The 19582-nt window shown below is 42.2% G+C and carries 16 protein-coding genes; 13 read left to right on the forward strand and 3 right to left on the reverse strand.

Annotation, left to right across the window (positions count from 1 at the left end):
- Positions 1-13 precede the first annotated feature (13 nt).
- Positions 14-1354: an MATE family efflux transporter gene (locus tag AAC855_RS01910; protein ID WP_340607952.1), complete on the reverse strand. Its 1341-nt coding sequence runs from the start codon at positions 1352-1354 to the stop codon at positions 14-16.
- A 377-nt stretch (positions 1355-1731) separates the two neighbouring features.
- Between AAC855_RS01910 and AAC855_RS01915 the strand changes: the two genes are divergently transcribed.
- The 3 genes from AAC855_RS01915 (at position 1732) to AAC855_RS01925 (ending at position 5901) form a co-directional block, all read left to right on the forward strand.
- Positions 1732-3078 carry an NCS2 family permease gene (locus tag AAC855_RS01915; protein ID WP_422824336.1) on the forward strand — a complete coding sequence of 449 codons (1347 nt, stop codon included), beginning with the start codon at positions 1732-1734 and terminating at the stop codon, positions 3076-3078.
- Positions 3079-3349: 271 nt separating this feature from the next.
- A complete protein-coding gene (locus tag AAC855_RS01920) occupies positions 3350-4999 on the forward strand; it encodes a Na+/H+ antiporter (protein ID WP_099111095.1) in 1650 nt (549 codons plus the stop codon).
- Between the two features lie 2 nt (positions 5000-5001).
- Complete coding sequence (locus AAC855_RS01925; RefSeq protein ID WP_340607953.1) at positions 5002-5901, forward strand: carboxylate/amino acid/amine transporter; 900 nt, start codon at positions 5002-5004, stop codon at positions 5899-5901.
- Here the strand turns inward: AAC855_RS01925 and metR are convergent.
- Positions 5786-6742 carry an HTH-type transcriptional regulator MetR gene (gene metR, locus AAC855_RS01930; RefSeq protein ID WP_340607954.1) on the reverse strand — a complete coding sequence of 319 codons (957 nt, stop codon included), beginning with the start codon at positions 6740-6742 and terminating at the stop codon, positions 5786-5788. The genes AAC855_RS01925 and metR overlap by 116 nt on opposite strands.
- Positions 6743-6849: 107 nt before the next feature.
- Between metR and metE the strand changes: the two genes are divergently transcribed.
- Entirely contained in the window at positions 6850-9129 is a 2280-nt protein-coding gene (metE, locus tag AAC855_RS01935; protein WP_340607955.1) for a 5-methyltetrahydropteroyltriglutamate--homocysteine S-methyltransferase, read from the forward strand.
- Between the two features lie 64 nt (positions 9130-9193).
- Here metE and AAC855_RS01940 read toward each other — a convergent pair whose 3' ends face one another.
- Entirely contained in the window at positions 9194-9586 is a 393-nt protein-coding gene (locus AAC855_RS01940) for a YidB family protein (RefSeq protein WP_340607956.1), read from the reverse strand.
- Between the two features lie 549 nt (positions 9587-10135).
- Here AAC855_RS01940 and otnK point away from each other — a divergent pair.
- The 9 genes from otnK to rmuC all read left to right on the forward strand — a co-directional run bounded on the left by otnK (position 10136) and on the right by rmuC (position 19559).
- Positions 10136-11428 carry a 3-oxo-tetronate kinase gene (otnK, locus tag AAC855_RS01945; protein WP_340607957.1) on the forward strand — a complete coding sequence of 431 codons (1293 nt, stop codon included), beginning with the start codon at positions 10136-10138 and terminating at the stop codon, positions 11426-11428.
- A 57-nt stretch (positions 11429-11485) separates the two neighbouring features.
- Positions 11486-12274: a 2-oxo-tetronate isomerase gene (gene otnI / locus AAC855_RS01950; RefSeq protein WP_340608258.1), complete on the forward strand. Its 789-nt coding sequence runs from the start codon at positions 11486-11488 to the stop codon at positions 12272-12274.
- Positions 12275-12308: 34 nt separating this feature from the next.
- A complete protein-coding gene (locus AAC855_RS01955; protein WP_340607958.1) occupies positions 12309-13076 on the forward strand; it encodes a DeoR/GlpR family DNA-binding transcription regulator in 768 nt (255 codons plus the stop codon).
- Between the two features lie 51 nt (positions 13077-13127).
- Positions 13128-14081, forward strand: a complete 954-nt coding sequence (gene denD, locus AAC855_RS01960; RefSeq protein ID WP_340607959.1) for a D-erythronate dehydrogenase — start codon at positions 13128-13130, stop codon at positions 14079-14081.
- Between the two features lie 11 nt (positions 14082-14092).
- Complete coding sequence (locus AAC855_RS01965) at positions 14093-15472, forward strand: GntP family permease (RefSeq protein WP_340607960.1); 1380 nt, start codon at positions 14093-14095, stop codon at positions 15470-15472.
- Positions 15473-15721: 249 nt separating this feature from the next.
- Entirely contained in the window at positions 15722-16477 is a 756-nt protein-coding gene (gene udp, locus AAC855_RS01970) for a uridine phosphorylase (RefSeq protein ID WP_340607961.1), read from the forward strand.
- A 171-nt stretch (positions 16478-16648) separates the two neighbouring features.
- Positions 16649-17437 carry a tyrosine-protein phosphatase gene (locus AAC855_RS01975; RefSeq protein ID WP_340607962.1) on the forward strand — a complete coding sequence of 263 codons (789 nt, stop codon included), beginning with the start codon at positions 16649-16651 and terminating at the stop codon, positions 17435-17437.
- A gap of 92 nt (positions 17438-17529) precedes the next feature.
- Positions 17530-18066: a DedA family protein gene (locus AAC855_RS01980; RefSeq protein WP_422824337.1), complete on the forward strand. Its 537-nt coding sequence runs from the start codon at positions 17530-17532 to the stop codon at positions 18064-18066.
- 128 nt (positions 18067-18194) lie between these two features.
- The gene (rmuC, locus tag AAC855_RS01985; RefSeq protein ID WP_340607964.1) at positions 18195-19559 is read left to right on the forward strand and encodes a DNA recombination protein RmuC; all 1365 of its coding nucleotides are present in this window, start codon (positions 18195-18197) and stop codon (positions 19557-19559) included.
- Positions 19560-19582: the final 23 nt, after the last annotated feature.

Here is a 19582-nt window from a genome sequence, read left to right on the forward strand (position 1 = left end):
TTCTTGAGTCTGATTAGACATCCAATCGCTTAGTTTGCCATTTTTTGGATTTCCAGCGCCACGCATTTACCAGACCACGAACCCACTCATCACAGAAAAAGCCGATCCAGATCCCCAGAATACCCATTCCCATGGTAATTCCCAGAAAATAGCCAATGGGAATAGAAATACCCCACATGAAAATCAGGGCGGTATAAAGTGGGAACCGGGCATCGCCGGAAGCTCGCAGTGCGTTTACCATAACGATATTAAAAGTACGCCCCGGCTCCAGAAACACAGATAGCAGGAAGAGTGGCAGTAACAGCTCAATGATTTTTTGGTCTTCTGTCATCAGGCCGAGAAGTGGTTGCCGGAACGCCCAGAAAGATAAAACAACCCCAATTGTGACGATAACACCGATTTTCAGGCTCTTGATACCTCGGATGTAGGCTTCTTCAAAGCGTTTTGCCCCGACAAGATGACCCACCATAATTTCATTACCAATACTGGTAGCAATCCCAAAAAGCATAATGAACAGCGATAGCTGGAAATACAGTGTCTGTGCTGCCAGAGATGTTTCGCCCATCAAACCGATAAATGCCTGTGCAGTCATGTACTGTAATATCCATACGAGGTTTTCACCGGCCGCGGGTAAACCGATATGCAGGATTTTACCAAGCATATTTTTTGACCAACATATGAGTAATTTTGGTACCAGTTTTATTTTCAGGCCATAAAATAACAAGCCACAAAGGAGAATAACCGCAACAGTACGACCGAAGACTGTAGACCACGCCACTCCTTCCAGCCCATATTTAGGCAGCCCGAAGAACCCGTACAGAACAATCATATTGCCGACAATTGTCAGCAGATTGGCAATCAGGGTGACATACATGGCTGATTTTGATTTGCCATATACTCGCAAGCACGCTGCCAGAATAATTGAAATGGCTTCTGGTATCAGACAGATACCTAAAATATGTAGATAAGCAAATCCATCATCCATCAGATTTTCTGGCAGATTCATGATATGCAGGATTTTGTAGCCGAAGAAAATAGTTACTAATGCACAGCCAAAACCCAACACAAAATTAAAGGCGATGGAAATATGGATCGCCTGACTGGCTTTATCCCGCCTTCCTGAACCGAGGTATTGGGCGATGACAACGCTGCAACCCACGCTGATGAAATTGAAGATAGTAATGAACAGATCAAAAACATGATTGCCAACGCCCATCGCAGCCAGATAAGCCGAAGAAATATGGCTGACCATATAGGTATTGATTAACAGCGTCGCCATATGAAGAAAAATATCAATGAAGATCGGCCAGCTCAGGGAAAAAAGCGAACGATCAACAACATCAGATTGATGCATTATAAAAAACCTATTGTTTGAATTGAAATGAGTGGTCTTTTTGTGGTGTGACATATACTCAGAAGACAGGCGTAATTTTACTTGGTTTATTGGTTGATTGATAGGCAAAACACACGATTTGCTGATAGATAACAGGTAATAAAATTTATGACTATGACTTGATTCTTATCCCCGATTCACTGGATAATCTTCTGCCTCAAATTATCTCACCATTTTTTTATCTCAAAAGCCAAACGATTGCGTATGAGAAATGGCTGAACTGATAGCATCAGCATTTTTAGTGTTATCAAGTGACGTAATCGTTTTCGTCGGGAAAGGAGTAAAGAAATGATGAGAAAAATAATGATTGATATTTAACACACTGGCAGGGGATAAACATGTCTGGCATGCAGGCACCAACTCAAGGCAAACTCGATAAGTATTTTAAGATAACTGAACGTGGAAGCTCGGTACGTAAAGAGATTCTCGCTGGGTTAACAACATTTCTGGCCATGGTTTATTCCGTGATTGTTGTGCCGGGTATGCTCGGACAAGCCGGATTTCCTCATACTGCGGTATTTATTTCTGTCTGTCTGGTGACTGGCATTGGCTCATTGCTGATGGGGCTATGGGTTAATTTGCCGATGGCGATTGGCTGTGCCATCTCACTGACCGCCTTTACGGCTTTTAGTCTGGTATTAGGGCAGCAAGTTAGCATTCCTGTTGCACTGGGTGCTGTTTTCCTGATGGGATGTATATTTACTTTTATTTCTGTTACCGGCATTCGGGCCTGGCTATTGCGCAATATACCAATGGGGATTGCACATGGAGCAGGGATTGGTATCGGGTTATTTTTGCTACTTATCGCCGCAAATGGTGTCGGCTTGGTAATTAAAAATCCGAAGGAAGGCTTACCCGTTGCCTTTGGTTCACTGACAGCTTTTCCTGTCTTTATGACCCTGTTTGGTCTGGCTGCGATTATCGGTTTAGAGAAGAAAAAAGTTCCCGGTGGCATTTTGCTGGTTATCATCGCTATTTCAATTATTGGCCTGATTTTCGATCCTGCGGTGAAATATCAGGGGTTTTTTAAACTGCCAACATTAGGAGATGATGGCCTTTCACTGATGTTCAGTATGGATATCATGGGGGCTTTACAGCCAGCTGTCCTGCCAAGTCTTCTTGCACTGGTGATGACCGCAATATTTGATGCCACAGGGACTATCAGAGCCGTGGCTGGGCAGGCTAACCTGTTGGATAAGCGTGGACAGATTATCAATGGTAGCAGGGCGTTAACGGCTGATTCTGTCAGTAGTATTTTTGCCGGAGCGATTGGTTCTTCCCCTGCTGGCGTTTATATCGAATCTGCCGCAGGAACTGCTGTAGGCGGAAAAACAGGGTTAACAGCAACCGTTGTCGGTATTTTATTTCTGCTGATCTTATTCCTTTCTCCTTTGTCATATCTGGTTCCTGCTTATGCCACTGCACCGGCTTTAATGTATGTCGGGCTGCTGATGCTGAGCAATGTGAGAAAGCTGAATTTCGATGATTCTGTTGATGCTGTGTCAGGGCTGTTGTGCGCCGTATTCATCGTTCTGACCTGTAATATTGTTACAGGAATTATGTTGGGTTTCAGTACGTTAGTTGTCGGTCGTATTTTTGCCGGTGAGTGGCGTAAGCTGAATATGAGTACGGTAGTCATTGCCACTGCACTGGTGGTATTCTATGCCAGCAGCTGGGCCATTTAGCCAGAACTAGCCTGAAAGTTATGCGTAAGCGGTTAACGTTTGCGCATACATTCCCTTGCCCGATAATTTTTAAAACCTGTCAAATTTTCGACAAAATCCGTCAGATAAGTATAAAATAAGAAAATGGCTTGCGGGTCATTGATTCACAATGTGATTGTTTTTTGATTTTCCAGAATAACTTCAATTTTTGTGGTTATTAGCGCTGTTATTAGAAAGAAAAAACAGTCACAATCTCCTCACCGACGGATTTTTGGCAATTTGTAAGGGTAACATGGAAATATTCTTTACTATCTTGATCTTGATTTTGGTGGTGTCAGTTTCTGGTGTTCTTACTAAGGTGATCCCGTTCCGTGTCCCTTTGCCGATAGTGCAAATAGCAATGGGGGCGTTGCTGGCTTGGCCTCATTTTGGTTTACACGTTACTTTCGACCCTGAATTATTCCTCGTTTTACTTATCCCTCCTTTGTTATTTGTTGATGGCTGGAAAACACCGACCAGAGAATTTTTTCACCATGGGCGTGAAATCGTTATTCTGGTTTTAGTGCTGGTTTTAGTAACAGTTGTCGGTATTGGTTATTTGATTTACTGGTTACTGCCGAGTATTCCGCTTATTGCGGCTTTTGCTCTGGCCGCCGTGTTGTCACCAACCGATGCCGTTGCCTTATCCTCAATCGTCGGGAAAGGGCGCATTCCTAAAAATATGATGAGTGTGCTGGAAGGTGAAGCGTTGATGAATGATGCTTCGGGTCTGGTCGCTCTGAAATTTGCTGTGGCAATTGCCATGGGAACAATGGCATTTACGGTCACCGGTGCAACATTCGAATTCTTTAAAGTGGCAATTGGTGGTCTGGCATCGGGTGTTGCTGTCACTTGGTTGTACAGTAAATCACTGCGATTGATGAGCCGCTGGAGTGGCGATGATCCCGCGACTCAAATTATGTTCATGATGTTGTTGCCATTTGCTTCTTACATGATTGCTGAACATATCGGTGTTTCTGGCATTCTGGCTGCTGTTGCGGCGGGTATGACTATCAGTACGGCCGGCGTGATCCGCAATGCACCGCTGGATATGCGTCTGCGGGCGGATAATGTCTGGGGAATGCTGGCATTTGTATTTAACGGGCTGGTATTCATCATGCTGGGGTTACAATTGCCGGGAATTTGGGAGACGTCTGTTGCTCAGGCTGATCTTGACCCGCATGTAGAAACCTGGATGCTGTTCGCTGCTGTGGGCATTATTTATGGCGCACTGGTATTGCTGCGGTTCTGCTGGTTATGGCTGATGAAAAATACCAGTAAAATCCTGATGAAGAAGAAACCACTGGAATTTTCAACCTACACTACGCGTGAATTGTTGTTGGCTTCGTTTGCGGGAGTCCGTGGTGCCATTACTCTGGCTGGTGCTCTGTCCGTGCCGCTTTTCCTGCCGGATGGTGATCCGTTTCCTGCCCGTTATCAGTTGATCTTTATCTCCGCAGGTGTGATTCTGGTTTCACTTTTTGTTGGTGTTATTGCCCTGCCACTTTTGCTGAGAGGGATGAAAGTGGGAGACAAACAGGCTGATCTTGATGAAATCAGAATGGCGAAAGCAGCAATGGCTGAAGTTGCGATTGTCAGTATGAATAAAATGGAAGAGCGCCTGTCTGCCAGCACAGAAGAAAAATTAGATGCAGAAGTGATTAGCGAAGTTGCTTCCCGGGTGACCGGTTACTTACGGCGCCGTACTGCGGGTACCGACGAGGGTGAACACAGCTTGGAGGTCGAAGAACTGGAGCGTCGTTTCCGCCTGACAGCATTACGTGCTGAAAGAGGGGAACTCTATCACTTGCGCGCAACCCGTAAGGTTAGTAATGAAACATTACAGACGCTTTTGCATGACCTTGACTTGCTGGAAGCACTATTAGTGGATAAATCTCAATAAATATGTGGCTATTAACAATCACAACATTTTTGTGGGCCGCTTCATTCAGCCTGATCGGTGCTTATCTTGCCGGTCAGGTTGATAGTTGGTTTTCTGTACTCATCAGAGTAATGCTTGCTGCTCTGGTATTCCTGCCATTTCTGCGCTGGCGTGGGTTATCGCTGAAAATTATTTCGCTGTATATGGCAGTGGGCGCTTGCCAGCTGGGTGTGATGTACTTGTTTGTATTTCATGCATACCACTATCTGACAGTGGCAGAGTTTTTGCTGTTTACTGTCATGACACCACTGTATGTCACACTGATCTACGATTTGCTGAAGCGTCAACAACTGCGTTGGGGATATGCGCTCAGTTCACTGCTGGCTGTTGCCGGAGCTGCGATTATCCGTTATGACCGGCTAAGTGAATCTTTTTGGATTGGCTTGATTTTGGTGCAACTGGCAAATATTTTCTTTGCCATTGGTCAGGTTGGTTATAAGCGTTTGATGGAAAAGCATCCGATCCCACAACGAGTGGCGATTTCATGGTTCTATTTAGGTGCCTGTGTTGTTGCAATTATCGGATGGTTAATCTTTGGTAACCCACAGAAACTGCCGACAACGCAATTACAGTGGTGGGTTCTGATCTGGTTAGGCGCAGGAGCCTCCGGTATTGGCTACTTTATGTGGAACTATGGTGCAACTCAGGTTGATGCCGGAACACTCGCAATTATGAATAATATGCTGGTTCCGGCCGGGTTACTGGTTAACTTTGTCATTTGGCAGCAGCATCCGGATTGGTTGAGCTTTACCATTGGAGGCAGCCTGATTGTTGCATCGCTTTGGGTGCATCACCGCTGGATATTGAAACCCGTTTTACAAAAGACAGGCTATCCACCGCGTGCTGGCGCGCAGAACGAATAAATGTATCAATAGCCGGTTGGTGTTGCTCTCCTTTACGGCAGGCAGCGTACAACCGGCTCCATAATCCCTCTCCCAGCGTCTGCGTGACCACTAAACCCTGTCTTTCAAATGTTTCCACGGCCCAGTGAGGCAATGCTGCAATACCTAAGCGGGCTGCCACCATTTGAATCAGTAATAGCGTGTTATCGACGGTTTTCAGGGTGGGAGTGACTTCAGCTGGTTGGAGGAAACGTCTCCAAATATCAAAACGTTGCCGTTGAACAGGATAAATCAGTAACGTCTCAGATGCGAGATCTTGTGGCTGAATATCCCGCTGACTGGCTAATGGATGATCCGGAGCAACCACTAACTTTACCTCATAATCAAACAGCGGCGTATAGTGCAGATCACTGTCGGAAATAATATCGGATGTCAGTACAATATCCAGCTCTTTTTGTTGCAGGGCCGGTTGTGGATCGAATGTTACCCCGGATTTGAAATCCACATTAACCAGCGGCCAGCTTTCCCGGAAAACCTTTAATGCAGGTGTGAGCCACTGAATGCAGCTATGACATTCAATTGCAATGCGTAGGTTCGTTTCTTCCGGCTCATTACACTCACTCAGAGATGCTTTGATCATCGGTAAAATCTGTTCAGCCAGCTTTAACAGAACTTCTCCCTGATGTGTGAGTTGCAGCGGCTGGCTTTTACGAATGAAAAGTTTGTATCCCAGACGATGCTCTAATTCACTGAATTGATGTGAAAGAGCAGATTGAGTTTGATGCAAGTGATTCGCAGCAGCTGCCAATGAGCCACAGAGATTTAATGCTTGCAATGTTTTTAAGTGTTTAATTTCGATCATGAAAAACCTTCAAGTTGATGATGAATAATTTGCGCTTGTGGTTTATACATTACCTGTTGATTATAGAAGTGTAAACATCTAGACGGCTAAAATTTGCGGGTGACGACATGACAGTTTTAAATCATACATTAGGTTTTCCACGTATCGGATTGAAAAGAGAGCTAAAAAAAGCACAAGAAAGCTATTGGGCAGGTAAAATTTCTCAACAAGAATTGCTAGAAACAGGCCGTGAATTACGTGCACGTCACTGGCAACAGCAAACAGCAGCAGGAGTAGATTTAATTCCTGTCGGTGATTTCGCTTGGTATGACCAAGTATTGACGACCAGCCTGCTGTTGGGGAACGTTCCTCCCCGCCATCAAAATGAAGATGGAAGTATTGATTTAGATACACTATTCCGCATTGCTCGTGGTCGGGCACCGACAGGTACTCCGGCTGCTGCGTCAGAAATGACCAAGTGGTTTAACACTAACTACCACTATATTGTTCCTGAGTTTCAGGAAGGGCAAGAATTTAAATTGGGATGGACTCAACTGCTGGATGAGGTCGATGAAGCACTGGCATTGGGGCATAACGTAAAACCTGTTTTACTGGGACCGGTGACATATTTATGGCTTGGAAAGGTAAAAGGTAAAGCCTTTGAACGTCTCTCTTTGCTGGCTGATATCCTGCCAGTATATCAACAGGTGCTGGGTGAACTGGCAAAACGTGGCATCGAGTGGGTACAGATAGATGAACCTGCACTGGTGCTGGAATTACCAGAGGAGTGGTTGGCAGCATTTCAGCCTGCTTATCAGGCGCTTCAGGGGCCGGTTAAGTTATTGCTGACAACTTACTTCGATAGCATTGGCCATAATCTGGAAACCATTAAAGCCTTGCCGGTACAGGGTCTGCATATTGATTTAGTTGCAGGGCAGGATTCGCTGGATGAACTGCATAAATCTTTACCAGAAACATTCCTGCTGTCGTTAGGTGTTGTTAACGGACGTAATGTCTGGCGGGCAGATTTGAGCGCAAAATATGCACTTGTTGAGCCATTACTGAGTAAACGGGATATTTGGGTCGGTACTTCTTGCTCATTATTGCATAGCCCGATTGATCTGAATGATGAAACAGGGTTGGACGAAGAAGTTCAGAGTTGGTTTGCCTTTGCACTACAGAAATGTGCGGAACTTTCTTTGCTCTCTCAGGCATTGAATGCTCCACAAGGTAGCAGGCAGTCTGAGCTGGATGATTACAGCGCACCAATTCGTGCCCGCCGTAGCTCCGCACGAGTGAATAATCCGGCTGTAGCTGAGCGCCTTGACAAGATCCAGCCACAGGACAGCGAACGTAATCAAGTTTATGAGGAGCGCGCCAGACTTCAGCGTCAACGTTATAAACTGCCTTTGTGGCCAACAACAACGATAGGTTCTTTCCCTCAGACAACAGAGATCCGTGGTTTACGTCTGGATTTCAAGAAAGGTCGCGTTGATGGCAATCATTACCGCACCAATATCAGTGAACATATTAAACAGGCAATCACTGAGCAGGAACGGTTGGGATTAGATGTGCTGGTGCATGGTGAAGCCGAACGTAATGACATGGTGGAATATTTCGGTGAACATTTTGACGGTTACGTCTTTACACAAAACGGCTGGGTACAAAGTTACGGTTCCCGCTGTGTTAAGCCACCGGTCATTATCGGAGATATCAGCCGTCCAGAAGCCATTACAGTCGATTGGGCAACCTATGCACAATCTCTGACAGATAAACCAGTAAAAGGCATGTTAACCGGGCCGGTAACGATTCTTTGTTGGTCATTCCCAAGGGAAGATATCAGCCGTGAAACGATTGCCAAACAGATTGCGCTGGCTCTGCGTGATGAAGTGGATGATTTGCAGAAAGCGGGTATTGGCATTATTCAGATTGATGAACCAGCCCTGCGCGAAGGCTTGCCGCTGCGCCGTGAAGAATGGCAGGCATATCTGGACTGGGCGGTGGATGCCTTTAAACTAAGTGCAGCCATTGCGGAAGACGATACTCAGATCCATACCCATATGTGTTATTGCGAGTTCAATGACATCATGCCTTCCATTGCAGCACTGGATGCGGATGTTATCACCATTGAAACTTCTCGCTCAGATATGGAATTGCTGGATTCATTTGAAGATTTTTCATATCCAAATGAAATTGGGCCAGGCGTATATGACATTCACTCGCCGAATGTGCCGAGTGTTGAGTGGATTGAAGCCTTGTTGCGCAAAGCTGCTGAACGTATTCCGGTTGAACGTTTATGGGTTAACCCCGACTGTGGCCTGAAAACCCGGGGCTGGGTAGAAACCCGCCAGTCATTGGCAAATATGGTTGAAGCTGCAAAACGTCTGCGTGATTCGGTTAACAGCTAAGTAATTTAAGTGATACGTTAATCTGCCCACTATAGGAAAAGATAAATATGGTGGGCAGATTAATTTATTTAGTCAGTGATTTATTTTTCAATAAATTCATCCCTACTGATTTTAGATCCAGATTTTCAGGTAATTCACCATTTGGTGTAACCTTATCGATAAGATTCGGCAGATGTTGTGAAATGAGTGATGAGGCTTCACTGGGGTCGATACCCATTTTTTCTGCTAATGTTTGGATTGTGGAGGAACCAAAAATAGAAGAAACCTGATCAGCATGAATAGGCGTATTTTCCCCCGAACCAATCCACGAATGAATTGTGCCATCCAACCCTTGCTGGGAAAACTTTTCAACTAACCCACTTATTCCTCCCTGACCTTCAACCCAGTCCATTATATGCTGAATTTGTTGGCTCTTACCCCGACTCAGCATATTCGAAATTTGATCAAAAAAGCTCATCGTAATTTCCCTCCTTTGTTGAGGTTTTACTAGCTCAATCGATATAAAACACTAATTTTTGTGTTTTTACAGGAATGAATTAGCGTAAATGTTATAAAGCAAAGGGTAATTCAAGATTTAATTATTAAAGTAGCACAGGATTTTTAATCCGGTTTATTTTGGGTAAATTGTAGTACTAGGTTATCTAGATTTTTGGGTTATGCTAATCACACTATAGTGTGAAATGTTTTTTCTTTTGAATGAAAACAATTCATTTATATTCAGTGTGTTAATTGAAAATTACTTACTTAGAAATTAACCTTTAATGTGATTTTTGTCGTTTTTTTGTGAAACTACCTATGTAACCATATAAAAATAACGAATAATAACAGCACCAGGGAATTTCATAAGAATAATCAATATGAAAATAGCTATTATAAGACTTGGAACGATAGAAACAGAAGCAGTATTGAAAGATAGTTTTAAATAGGGAGGAGGAATTAATTATAATAAATGTGACTCAAGCTGATATTAATATAATCAAAGGGATAACTTTGCCTGAGAAGAATAATGGCTATTAAATTAGGAGTGATTGCTGATGATTTAACTGGAGCGACTGATATTGCCAGTTTTATGGTACAAAATGGTTGGAAAGTTAGTCAGTTATTAGGCGTGCCGAATGAAGATACTCTTATCCCTTATGATGTAGATACGGTGGTGATTAGTTTGAAAAGCCGCTCTTGTTCTACTAAGGAAGCTATAAGGAGTTCGTTAAAGTCTTGCCGATGGTTACGAGATAAAGCAAACTGTCGGCAATTCTTCTTCAAATATTGTTCAACTTTTGATTCTACATCAAAAGGAAATATTGGCCCGGTTATAGACGCTTTAATGGATGAACTCCAGATCGATTTAAGTTTGATTTGCCCTGCTATCCCTATCAATGGCAGAACTGTGGTACATGGACATTTATTTGTTAATGGTCAATTACTAAATGAAAGTGGTATGCAATATCACCCTGTTACTCCGATGAAAGATGCGAATTTGTTGAGATTAATTGAACAACAATCAAAAGGGGTAGCAGGATTAGTTGATCTCAATTGTGTACGTCAGGGAGGGTTATCTATTCGGAATTACTTGAATATATTACGTTGTAATGGAATCCGATATGCGGTAGTGGATGCAATGATGATGAAAGATTTGATGTCGATTGCAGAAGGTGTGTCGGAGATGATTCTTGTAACTGGTGGCTCAGGGTTAGGTGCCGCTCTTGCTAGCTATCATACTGGGTTCAGTCTTTATTCTGAATATGGTCTATCAAAATCCTCAATGGGTAAAACTCCACCAATTATAGGTAGGAAGGCTGTTATCCTTTCAGGAAGTTGCTCTGCTGTAACATATCAGCAGGTGATGGAATATAAAAAATTTGCGCCGGCCATTACGTTAGATGTGGGGGAGTGTATTAACAATCCAGAATATTCTAGCTACTTAGTTGATTGGGTTATTCAACATATGAAACAGAGTCTAGCACCAATGTTATATTCTACACAATCAACTGATATTTTGAGGAAAATTCAGAGGCAGCATGGCATGATACAATCTAGTAATGCTGTTGAGAGAGTTTTTGCTCAAATAGCTAGAGAATTGATATATCGGGGGTTTAATACTTTTATTATTGCTGGTGGAGAAACTTCAGGCCAAGTTGTAAAAAAAATAGGGATTAAGCAACTTAGTATTGAGGCAACTGTTGCACCAGGTGTTCCTTGGGTATATGACGAGCAGAGTAATTGTTGGTTAGTGCTTAAATCAGGAAATTTTGGAGAAATAGATTTTTTTAAACGTGCTCAAGATATACAACATGGATAAGAAATAAGTAGTTGGTGAAGTAGATTATAACTTTATTGATAAGAGTAAGGACTGATGGTGGCTAAATTTGCAGCGAATTTGAGCATGATGTTTAATGAGGTTCCTTTCATGGAGCGTTTTGCAAAAGCATCGGACTCAGGTTTCGAAGGAGTAGAATATTTATTCCCTTATTATTATGCATCATCAGAAGAGCTTTCTGCGTTATTAAAGAGATATCAACTAACACAGGTGTTGTTTAATATGCCTGCGGGAATTTGGGAAGCCGGTGAGCGGGGAATTGCTTGTTTACCTGGGCGGGAAAAAGAATTTGCTGCTGGGACGTATGAAGCTTTGAAATATGCTGTAGCGTTGGATTGTAAGCAGGTTCATGCAATGGCTGGTAAATTAGATGATAAATTTAATCTGGAACAACAATATGAATGTTATATCAAAAATATCCAGTATGCAGCAGATGTTATGCATGAATATGGTGTTAATGTTCTAATTGAGGCAATAAATACGAGAGATATACCTGGTTATTTTTTGACGACACAGAAACAAGCAGAAATGTTGTTGAAGGACATTGGACGTAAAAATGTTTTTATTCAGCTGGATCTTTATCATTGTCAGGTTATGGAGGGAGACTTATTTAAAACGATAGAGCGATTGTGGGGGAAATTTAGGCATATTCAGATTGCTTCAGTACCAGGGCGTAATGAGCCTGATATCGGTGAAATTAATTATTTTTGGTTGTTAAAGAAATTGAATGAAGTGGGTTATCAAGGATGGTTTGGGTGTGAGTATCATCCCATAGGGAATACTGAAGATGGGCTTGGGTGGTTGGTGAAAGCACAATCATTATCATGATGGGCTAGTAATGTAGTAATTAATAGGAGAATGAATGAGCCCTATAGAGCGTAGAGATTTTATTTATCGTCACTTACATGAGAATCAAACAGTTTCTATTGCTATTCTTGTTGAATTATTGAATGTTTCACACATGACTATAAGGCGAGATATTCGTATTTTGGAGGATGAAGGAAAGGTTATTAGTATTTCTGGAGGAGTCCAATTAAGTGATTCTTTAAGGCAGGAATTACCCTGGAGTGAAAAAGCACTTATTAATTATACTCACAAACGCTTACTGGGTAAATATGCTGCTTCATTGGTTAAAGATGGTCAAGTAGTTTATTTGGATGCAGGAACTACAACCTTCGAAATTGCTCAAGTATTAGCAGAACGCTTCAATTTAACGATTGTTACTAATGATTTTTCAATAACTCAGTATTTGATGAATAAACCTCAGCTGAATTTATTTCATACTGGTGGGCAAGTAGATAAACGTAATTACTCCTGCGTTGGGAATACCGCAGCTATGGTATTACGTACTTTGAACATAGACATTGCATTTATAAGTACTAGTTCGTGGGACATTAAACATGGGATTTCTACACCTCACGAAGAAAAAGTTTTTGTAAAACAGACAATATTGGAAATTTCTCGTAGAAAAATATTGATTTCAGATAGTAGTAAATATGGTAAGTACGGTATGTTTAATATTTGTCCGCTGTCAAATTTAAATGATATTGTATGTGATGAACAACTACCGATATCGGAACAGAAAAAATTGCAGGACAGTGGACTGAAATTACATATTGTCAATGTGTGAAAACTTATAAAAATAATCTTATTTATAAAAAATCTTAAAAGGGAGTTTTAGATGAAAATTATTATTACTGGTGGAGCAGGGTTTCTGGGACAGCAGTTAGCTTCTGCTTTAATTAAAAATAGATATGAATTTAATTTTAATCAATTGTTATTGACTGATATTCACTGTCCGATTTCTCCGATAGATGACCCAAGAGTACAATGTTTGGCTGTAGATTTAACACAATTTGATGAAATTGAAAAATTAATTGATGAAGAAAGTGATGTCTTGTTTCATCTGGCAGCCATTGTTAGCAGCCATGCTGAACAAGAATTTGAACTAGGAATGAATGTTAACTTTCATGTCACGAATAGCCTATTAGAAGTTGCTCGTAATAAAAAACCTAAACTGAAATTTATTTTTAGTAGTTCACTGGCTGTATTTGGTGGGAAATTACCAGAAATAGTGACAGATAATTATGTTGTTAATCCTCAGTCATCATATGGTACGCAAAAAGCGATGTGTGAACTGATGATAAACGATTATTCTCGTAGAGGATATGTTGATGGACGAATTCTTCGTCTACCAACTATTAGTGTTCGTGCAGGAAAACCAAATATGGCAGCCTCTTCATTTGTTAGTGGTATCATTCGAGAGCCACTGAATGGAGAAAGCTGCATCTGTCCTGTGTCTCGCCACCTTGCACTATGGATCTCTAGTCCTGAAACAGTTATTCGTAATCTGATTCATGCAGCTCAAATGACAGCAGAACAATTCACATTTTCTCGTATTGTAAATTTGCCGGGCATTAGTACTACGGTTCAGGAAATGATTGATGCTTTGGAAGAGATAGTAGGCCAAAAAGCAGGAGAGCTGATTCGCTTTGAAGAGGATGAAAAAATTAATCAGATAGTGTCAAATTGGCCGGGAAATTTTAATATCAGTCGTAGCCTAGCATTAGGGTTTAGCGTTGATCGTTCTATTCGAGATATCATTCACACCTTTCTCGCCAATAATACAGATTGAAACGGGGTTTTATGGTTGATTTTTATATTCCAATTATTGGATTGGGAGTGGCGGTATTTTCGCTGATTTTTCTGGTGTTACGTACTCGTATTCATGTGCTTGTTGCTATGCTAATTGCTGCAGTTATTGCAGGAATATCTGGTGGTTTGAGTATGAGCCATGTTGTTGACGTTATTGCCAAAGGATTTGGTACGACATTAGGTAACATTGGTATTGTGATTGGGCTTGGAAGCATGATGGGGCGGATATTGGAAGCCTCTGGTGCAACGGAGCAAATTGCTTATAGCCTGATTAAATGGCTGGGTAAAAGGCGTGAAGAGTGGGCGCTCGCAATCACCGGTTATATTGTCAGTATTCCTATATTTGTGAATTCGGCTTTTATCATCCTTTATCCACTGGTAAAAGCGTTAGCGAAGAAAGGTAAACGTAATGTATTAACGTTGGGTGTAGCACTGGCCGGAGGGTTAGTGGTGACTCACCATATTGTTCCGCCAACGCCGGGGCCGCTTGGTGTAGCCGGAATATTTGGGGTAAGTGTCGGTAAGGTCATGTTGGTTGGGATGGTACTAGCAATCCCATGTGTTATTGGTATCACCTGTTATGCTAAATGGCTGGAGACTAAATACCCTGAGTACCTGCTTGTGGAGGCAGAAGGAAATCTGCAAGAAATTCATCAGCAGTACATGGAAGAAAAAGCCAGCAAGCCTCTACCGAGTCTCTTCATTTCTCTTTTACCTATCATTGTACCTATTGTTCTCATTTTTACCAGTGTTATCAATGGACTGTTGTTAAAGACAGCGCTATTCGCAGGAAAGGATGATTATCTTTACTTTCAGGTTTTTAATTTCCTTGGGTCACCGATTATTGCTCTGGCGATAAGTGTGTTACTGGCGATTTATAAATTGATGCCAAATGTCAGTAAACATGAGGTAATAGAACACTTGGAAACCGGTTTACAGACGGTAGGAATCATTTTATTGGTATCAGGAGCCGGAGGAGCCTTAGGCGCCGTGTTAAATGAGGGTTCGACCGGGACAATAGTGGCACAATATGTTGCCGGCCTACCAATAACACCTGTTTTGATCCCTTTTATTATCGCCACGTTAATACGTATTATTCAAGGTTCAGGCACTGTGGCTATGATCACCGCAGCATCTATTTCTGCGCCAGTTATCAAACAGATACCAGATATTAATATGTTGGTAGCGGCTCAGGCTGCAATGGTGGGAACACTGTTTTTCAGCTATTTTAATGACTGTTTTTTCTGGGTCGTAAATAGGATGATGGGAATTAAGGATGTGAAAAAACAGATAATCATTTGGTCCATTCCGACCACAATTGCGTGGGGAATCGGGTTGTGTGGAATATTACTTCTTAATCTCATCATGTAAGTGTTCCAATAGCGCTCAAAAAGGGCGCTTTTTTGTGACTGCTCTTCGAATATTATTTCTATTACAGCTTTATACTCACAGTGTTACCTACATACATTAAATTGTGATTAAAATCACAATTTAATGTATGCGTTTCTTTTTTAATTTAATTAAATGTGACTTTAATCATTAAAAAATGTCAGAGTATTCACTAGATTTAGGTATCTCCATTTTATTTGGATTTTGAATTATTCCCGTTGAGGAGCCAATATGTCTGATGTATTTCACTTAGGTATCACCAAAAATGACTTACAGGGTGCAACCCTGGCTATTGTTCCAGGCGATCCTGATCGTGTTGAGAAGATTGCAAGATTGATGGATAACCCGGTTCATCTGGCTTCCCATCGTGAATTTACAACATGGCGTGCTGAAATTGACGGCAAACCCGTTGTTGTCTGTTCGACGGGTATTGGTGGCCCATCAACGTCAATTGCGGTAGAAGAACTGGCTCAATTAGGTGTGGGCACATTCCTGCGTATTGGTACAACCGGCGCAATTCAGGAAAATATCAACGTTGGTGATGTGTTGGTGACCACTGCAGCTGTTCGTTTAGATGGCGCCAGTCTGCATTTTGCACCCATGGAATTTCCGGCAGTGGCTGATTTTGAGTGTACTAATGCACTGTACGCTGCAGCAAAATCTTCAGGTACTACAACGCATGTTGGTGTGACAGCTTCTTCCGATACGTTCTATCCGGGACAGGAACGTTACGATACCTATTCTGGCCGCGTTGTCCGCCGTTTTCAGGGTTCAATGAAAGAATGGCAGGAAATGGGCGTCATGAACTTTGAGATGGAATCAGCAACTCTATTAACAATGTGTGCAAGTCAGGGATTACGCGCCGGTATGGTGGCCGGTGTGATCGTTAACCGTACTCAGCAGGAAATCCCCGACGTTGAATTGCTGAAGAAAACAGAAAGTAATGCTTTAAGCATTGTTGTTGATGCGGCTCGCCGTTTGTTGTAATTGCTGAAATCATGGGCCGGGATTCTCTGGCCCGATGACCTGAATTTTCTGTTTTCTTTACTTCCTTTCATTCTAAAATCTGATAATGTCATAACATTTTGTATTAAAGATGATTTGTCTCAGCTACAAACTGTCTCAATCGTGCATTAATTTCAATAAAAAAGAGTGATTATGACCACAACCACAACATTGATATCTCACCCTTCATTACTCCCTTTAAATGGCGGTATTAACTTCCGCGATTTAGGCAACAGAACATTAAGTAATGGTTCTAAGATCAAATCAGGTCTGTTATTTCGTTCAGGCTCTCTGGATATGTTGACTGATAACGATCAGATTTTCTTGGCTGAGCAGAACCTTTTCCAGATCATCGACTATCGGGATAGCAGTGAAATTGTAGACAGGCCGGATCAGGTATGGAGTGGTGCGAGCTACCATCATGCTCCGGCTAATCCGCTTTCTAAAGAGGTTGATGCTAATTTCGACAAGCTAAGTCATGAGGCGCTGGAACAGTTTGATGCTAAAGATTTTATGTTGCGGTTATACCAATTGCTACCAATTAATAACCCGGCTTATAAGACATTAGCCAGTTTATTATTACAACCGGAAAAAGGCGGAATTGTACAACATTGTGCCGTTGGTAAAGATAGAACAGGAATCGGTTCTGCTTTGGTATTGTTTGCTCTGGGAGCAGATCTGGATACCGTAATGGAGGATTATCTGGTAACTAATATTACTCTGACACCGTTCCGGGAATATTTATTGAATAAATATGCGAAAAGTATGAGTGATAGTTTGGTTGAGAAAATGTCTTATGTATTTTCAGTCAGGGAAGAATTCTTAATGACAGCCCTGAACAGTATCAATCAGCATTATGGCAGTGTAGATATCTGGTTGGAAAAAGACGTCGGGCTTGATATGGCAGCTCGGGAAAAATTGCAGAACTATTTTCTTGAATAAATCCATTTTGTTAGCGTAAAGAAAAGCAAGGTTAGCACTCGTTTATTGATTTGCTGCTAACCTGAAACTCAGTAAAGATTAACACAGGAAAGATGAATGTGAGCTTGCATGAAGTCGTTGAAGTTATTACTAATTTTGTGAAAAATCATGAAGCATGGGCAATCCCCATTATTTTTCTGCTGGCTTTTGGGGAGTCCTTAGCATTTATATCTTTGTTATTGCCGGCCACGATCATTCTGTTAGGGCTAGGAGCGTTGATTGGTGAAAGCGGGTTAAATTTCTGGCCAATATGGATTGCAGCGGCGGTAGGTGCATTCTTTGGTGACTGGGTTTCTTATCTATTTGGTTATCATTACAAGGAAAATGTCGGCAAGATGTGGCCTCTTTCACGTCATCCACAAACCTTAGTACGCGGACATCAATTTTTTGAACGTTGGGGTATATGGGGGATTTTTATTGGTCGATTTTTTGGCCCCTTGAGAGCCGCAGTTCCTTTGGTCGCAGGGATTTGCGCGATGCCACAACGTCATTTTCAGCTGGCTAACTTTGCTTCTGCACTGATTTGGGCATTTGGTATTTTAGCACCGGGTGCTTTCGGTATACGTTGGCTTGCAGAATGGATGGGGTAATTGCGAGCCGCTTTGCAAACTGAAATAAATCCTGTAAACAATCTGGACATCTATACAGCCTCTATTTAACTTACATTAAGGTCAGTCATTAAGTACAGGCGCTGGTGTAATGTGAATGGGGTGTATAGATGGATGTCTATTGGTTATATCTGTTAATTGGTGGTTTAAGTGGGTTATTGTGTGGAGGGATCTTCGTTTGGTTTTCTGTTCACCAGCGTATTCAGCACAAAGAAAGGGAATTGCGTGAATTACACGGCCAGCTTGCTGTCAGCCATGAAAGGCTGGAACAGTTACACTACTGGCGTACGGAGTGTGAACAACTAAATCAGGAATTGCTTGCACAGCGTGAAATCAATAGCGTACAGGAAGCAGAGTTACGTGAATTGAGTACCCGCCTTGAAGAGAGCAAGCTGGCAGCTGAAGAAAAACAACGTCTTTTGATCAATAGTGAACAGCGCCTGAATGCTCAATTTGAAAATCTCGCCAATCGTATTTTTGAACAAAACCGACGCCGTACCGATGAATATAGCCGCCAAAGTCTCAATGATCTGTTAATGCCTTTTCGTGAACAGTTGGAAGGGTTTCGTCGTCAGGTGCAGGATAGTTTTGGACAGGAGGCTCGTGAACGCCATACGCTAGCTCATGAAATCCGTAACCTCCAGCAGCTTAATGCTCAAATGGCAAAAGAAGCGATTAATCTGACCAAGGCCCTGAAAGGAGATAATAAAATACAGGGTAACTGGGGGGAGATGATACTCACACGAGTTCTTGAAGCATCTGGTTTACGCGAGGGGCATGAGTTTCATACACAGGTCAATATTAAAACTGATAACAGCGAACGCTTTCAACCTGACATTATTGTGCATCTACCGCAAAGAAAAGATGTCATTATTGATGCCAAAATGTCACTGGTTGCCTATGAGCGCTATTTCAATAGTGATGATGAAACAGAGCAGGTTCAGGCATTACAGGAACACATTAACTCTATAAGGGGTCATATACGGGGGCTCGGGCGTAAAAATTACCAGCAGTTACCCGGATTACGGTCGTTGGATTATGTCCTGATGTTTATTCCGGTTGAGGCTGCTTATCTGGTTGCGCTCAATCAAGCGCCCGAAATACTCGATGAGGCGCTGAAACATAATATTATGCTGGTCAGCCCGTCAACACTGTTAGTGGCTGTGCGCACGATCAATAATCTCTGGCGCTATGAATATCAGAGCCAGAATGCAAATCTGATTGCGGACAGGGCGGCCAGAATGTATGACAAAATGCGCTTATTTGTGGATGACATGCAGGGGTTAGGGCAAAGCCTCAGTAAAGCACAGGCAAGTTATCATCTTGCGATGAAAAAACTGGCGGAAGGAAAGGGGAATCTCATTAGTCAGGCAGAAGGGTTTCGCGATTTGGGAGTGGATATCAAACGCCCTATTGATTCACAGATTATTGATAAATCCTTCCAATCGTTACCAGTCAATGAACATACCCAGTAGATTTTTCCGGATAGGGTTTTGTC

This window comes from Xenorhabdus bharatensis (genome assembly GCF_037996705.1).
In the GTDB taxonomy this organism is placed as follows: domain Bacteria; phylum Pseudomonadota; class Gammaproteobacteria; order Enterobacterales; family Enterobacteriaceae; genus Xenorhabdus; species Xenorhabdus bharatensis.

Bases quoted from the DNA above. Each gene is read 5' to 3' on its own strand.
- AAC855_RS01925 (WP_340607953.1), top strand. From the start codon at position 5,002: ATGTGGCTATTAACAATCACAACATTTTTGTGGGCCGCTTCATTCAGC.
- denD (WP_340607959.1), top strand. From the start codon at position 13,128: ATGAAAATTATTATTACTGGTGGAGCAGGGTTTCTGGGACAGCAGTTA.
- AAC855_RS01910 (WP_340607952.1), bottom strand. From the start codon at position 1,354: ATGCATCAATCTGATGTTGTTGATCGTTCGCTTTTTTCCCTGAGCTGG.
- AAC855_RS01965 (WP_340607960.1), top strand. From the start codon at position 14,093: ATGGTTGATTTTTATATTCCAATTATTGGATTGGGAGTGGCGGTATTT.
- AAC855_RS01975 (WP_340607962.1), top strand. From the start codon at position 16,649: ATGACCACAACCACAACATTGATATCTCACCCTTCATTACTCCCTTTA.
- rmuC (WP_340607964.1), top strand. From the start codon at position 18,195: ATGGATGTCTATTGGTTATATCTGTTAATTGGTGGTTTAAGTGGGTTA.
- metR (WP_340607954.1), bottom strand. From the start codon at position 6,742: ATGATCGAAATTAAACACTTAAAAACATTGCAAGCATTAAATCTCTGT.
- AAC855_RS01940 (WP_340607956.1), bottom strand. From the start codon at position 9,586: ATGAGCTTTTTTGATCAAATTTCGAATATGCTGAGTCGGGGTAAGAGC.
- udp (WP_340607961.1), top strand. From the start codon at position 15,722: ATGTCTGATGTATTTCACTTAGGTATCACCAAAAATGACTTACAGGGT.
- AAC855_RS01920 (WP_099111095.1), top strand. From the start codon at position 3,350: ATGGAAATATTCTTTACTATCTTGATCTTGATTTTGGTGGTGTCAGTT.
- AAC855_RS01980 (WP_422824337.1), top strand. From the start codon at position 17,530: ATGAATGTGAGCTTGCATGAAGTCGTTGAAGTTATTACTAATTTTGTG.
- AAC855_RS01955 (WP_340607958.1), top strand. From the start codon at position 12,309: ATGAGCCCTATAGAGCGTAGAGATTTTATTTATCGTCACTTACATGAG.
- metE (WP_340607955.1), top strand. From the start codon at position 6,850: ATGACAGTTTTAAATCATACATTAGGTTTTCCACGTATCGGATTGAAA.
- AAC855_RS01915 (WP_422824336.1), top strand. From the start codon at position 1,732: ATGTCTGGCATGCAGGCACCAACTCAAGGCAAACTCGATAAGTATTTT.
- otnK (WP_340607957.1), top strand. From the start codon at position 10,136: ATGGCTATTAAATTAGGAGTGATTGCTGATGATTTAACTGGAGCGACT.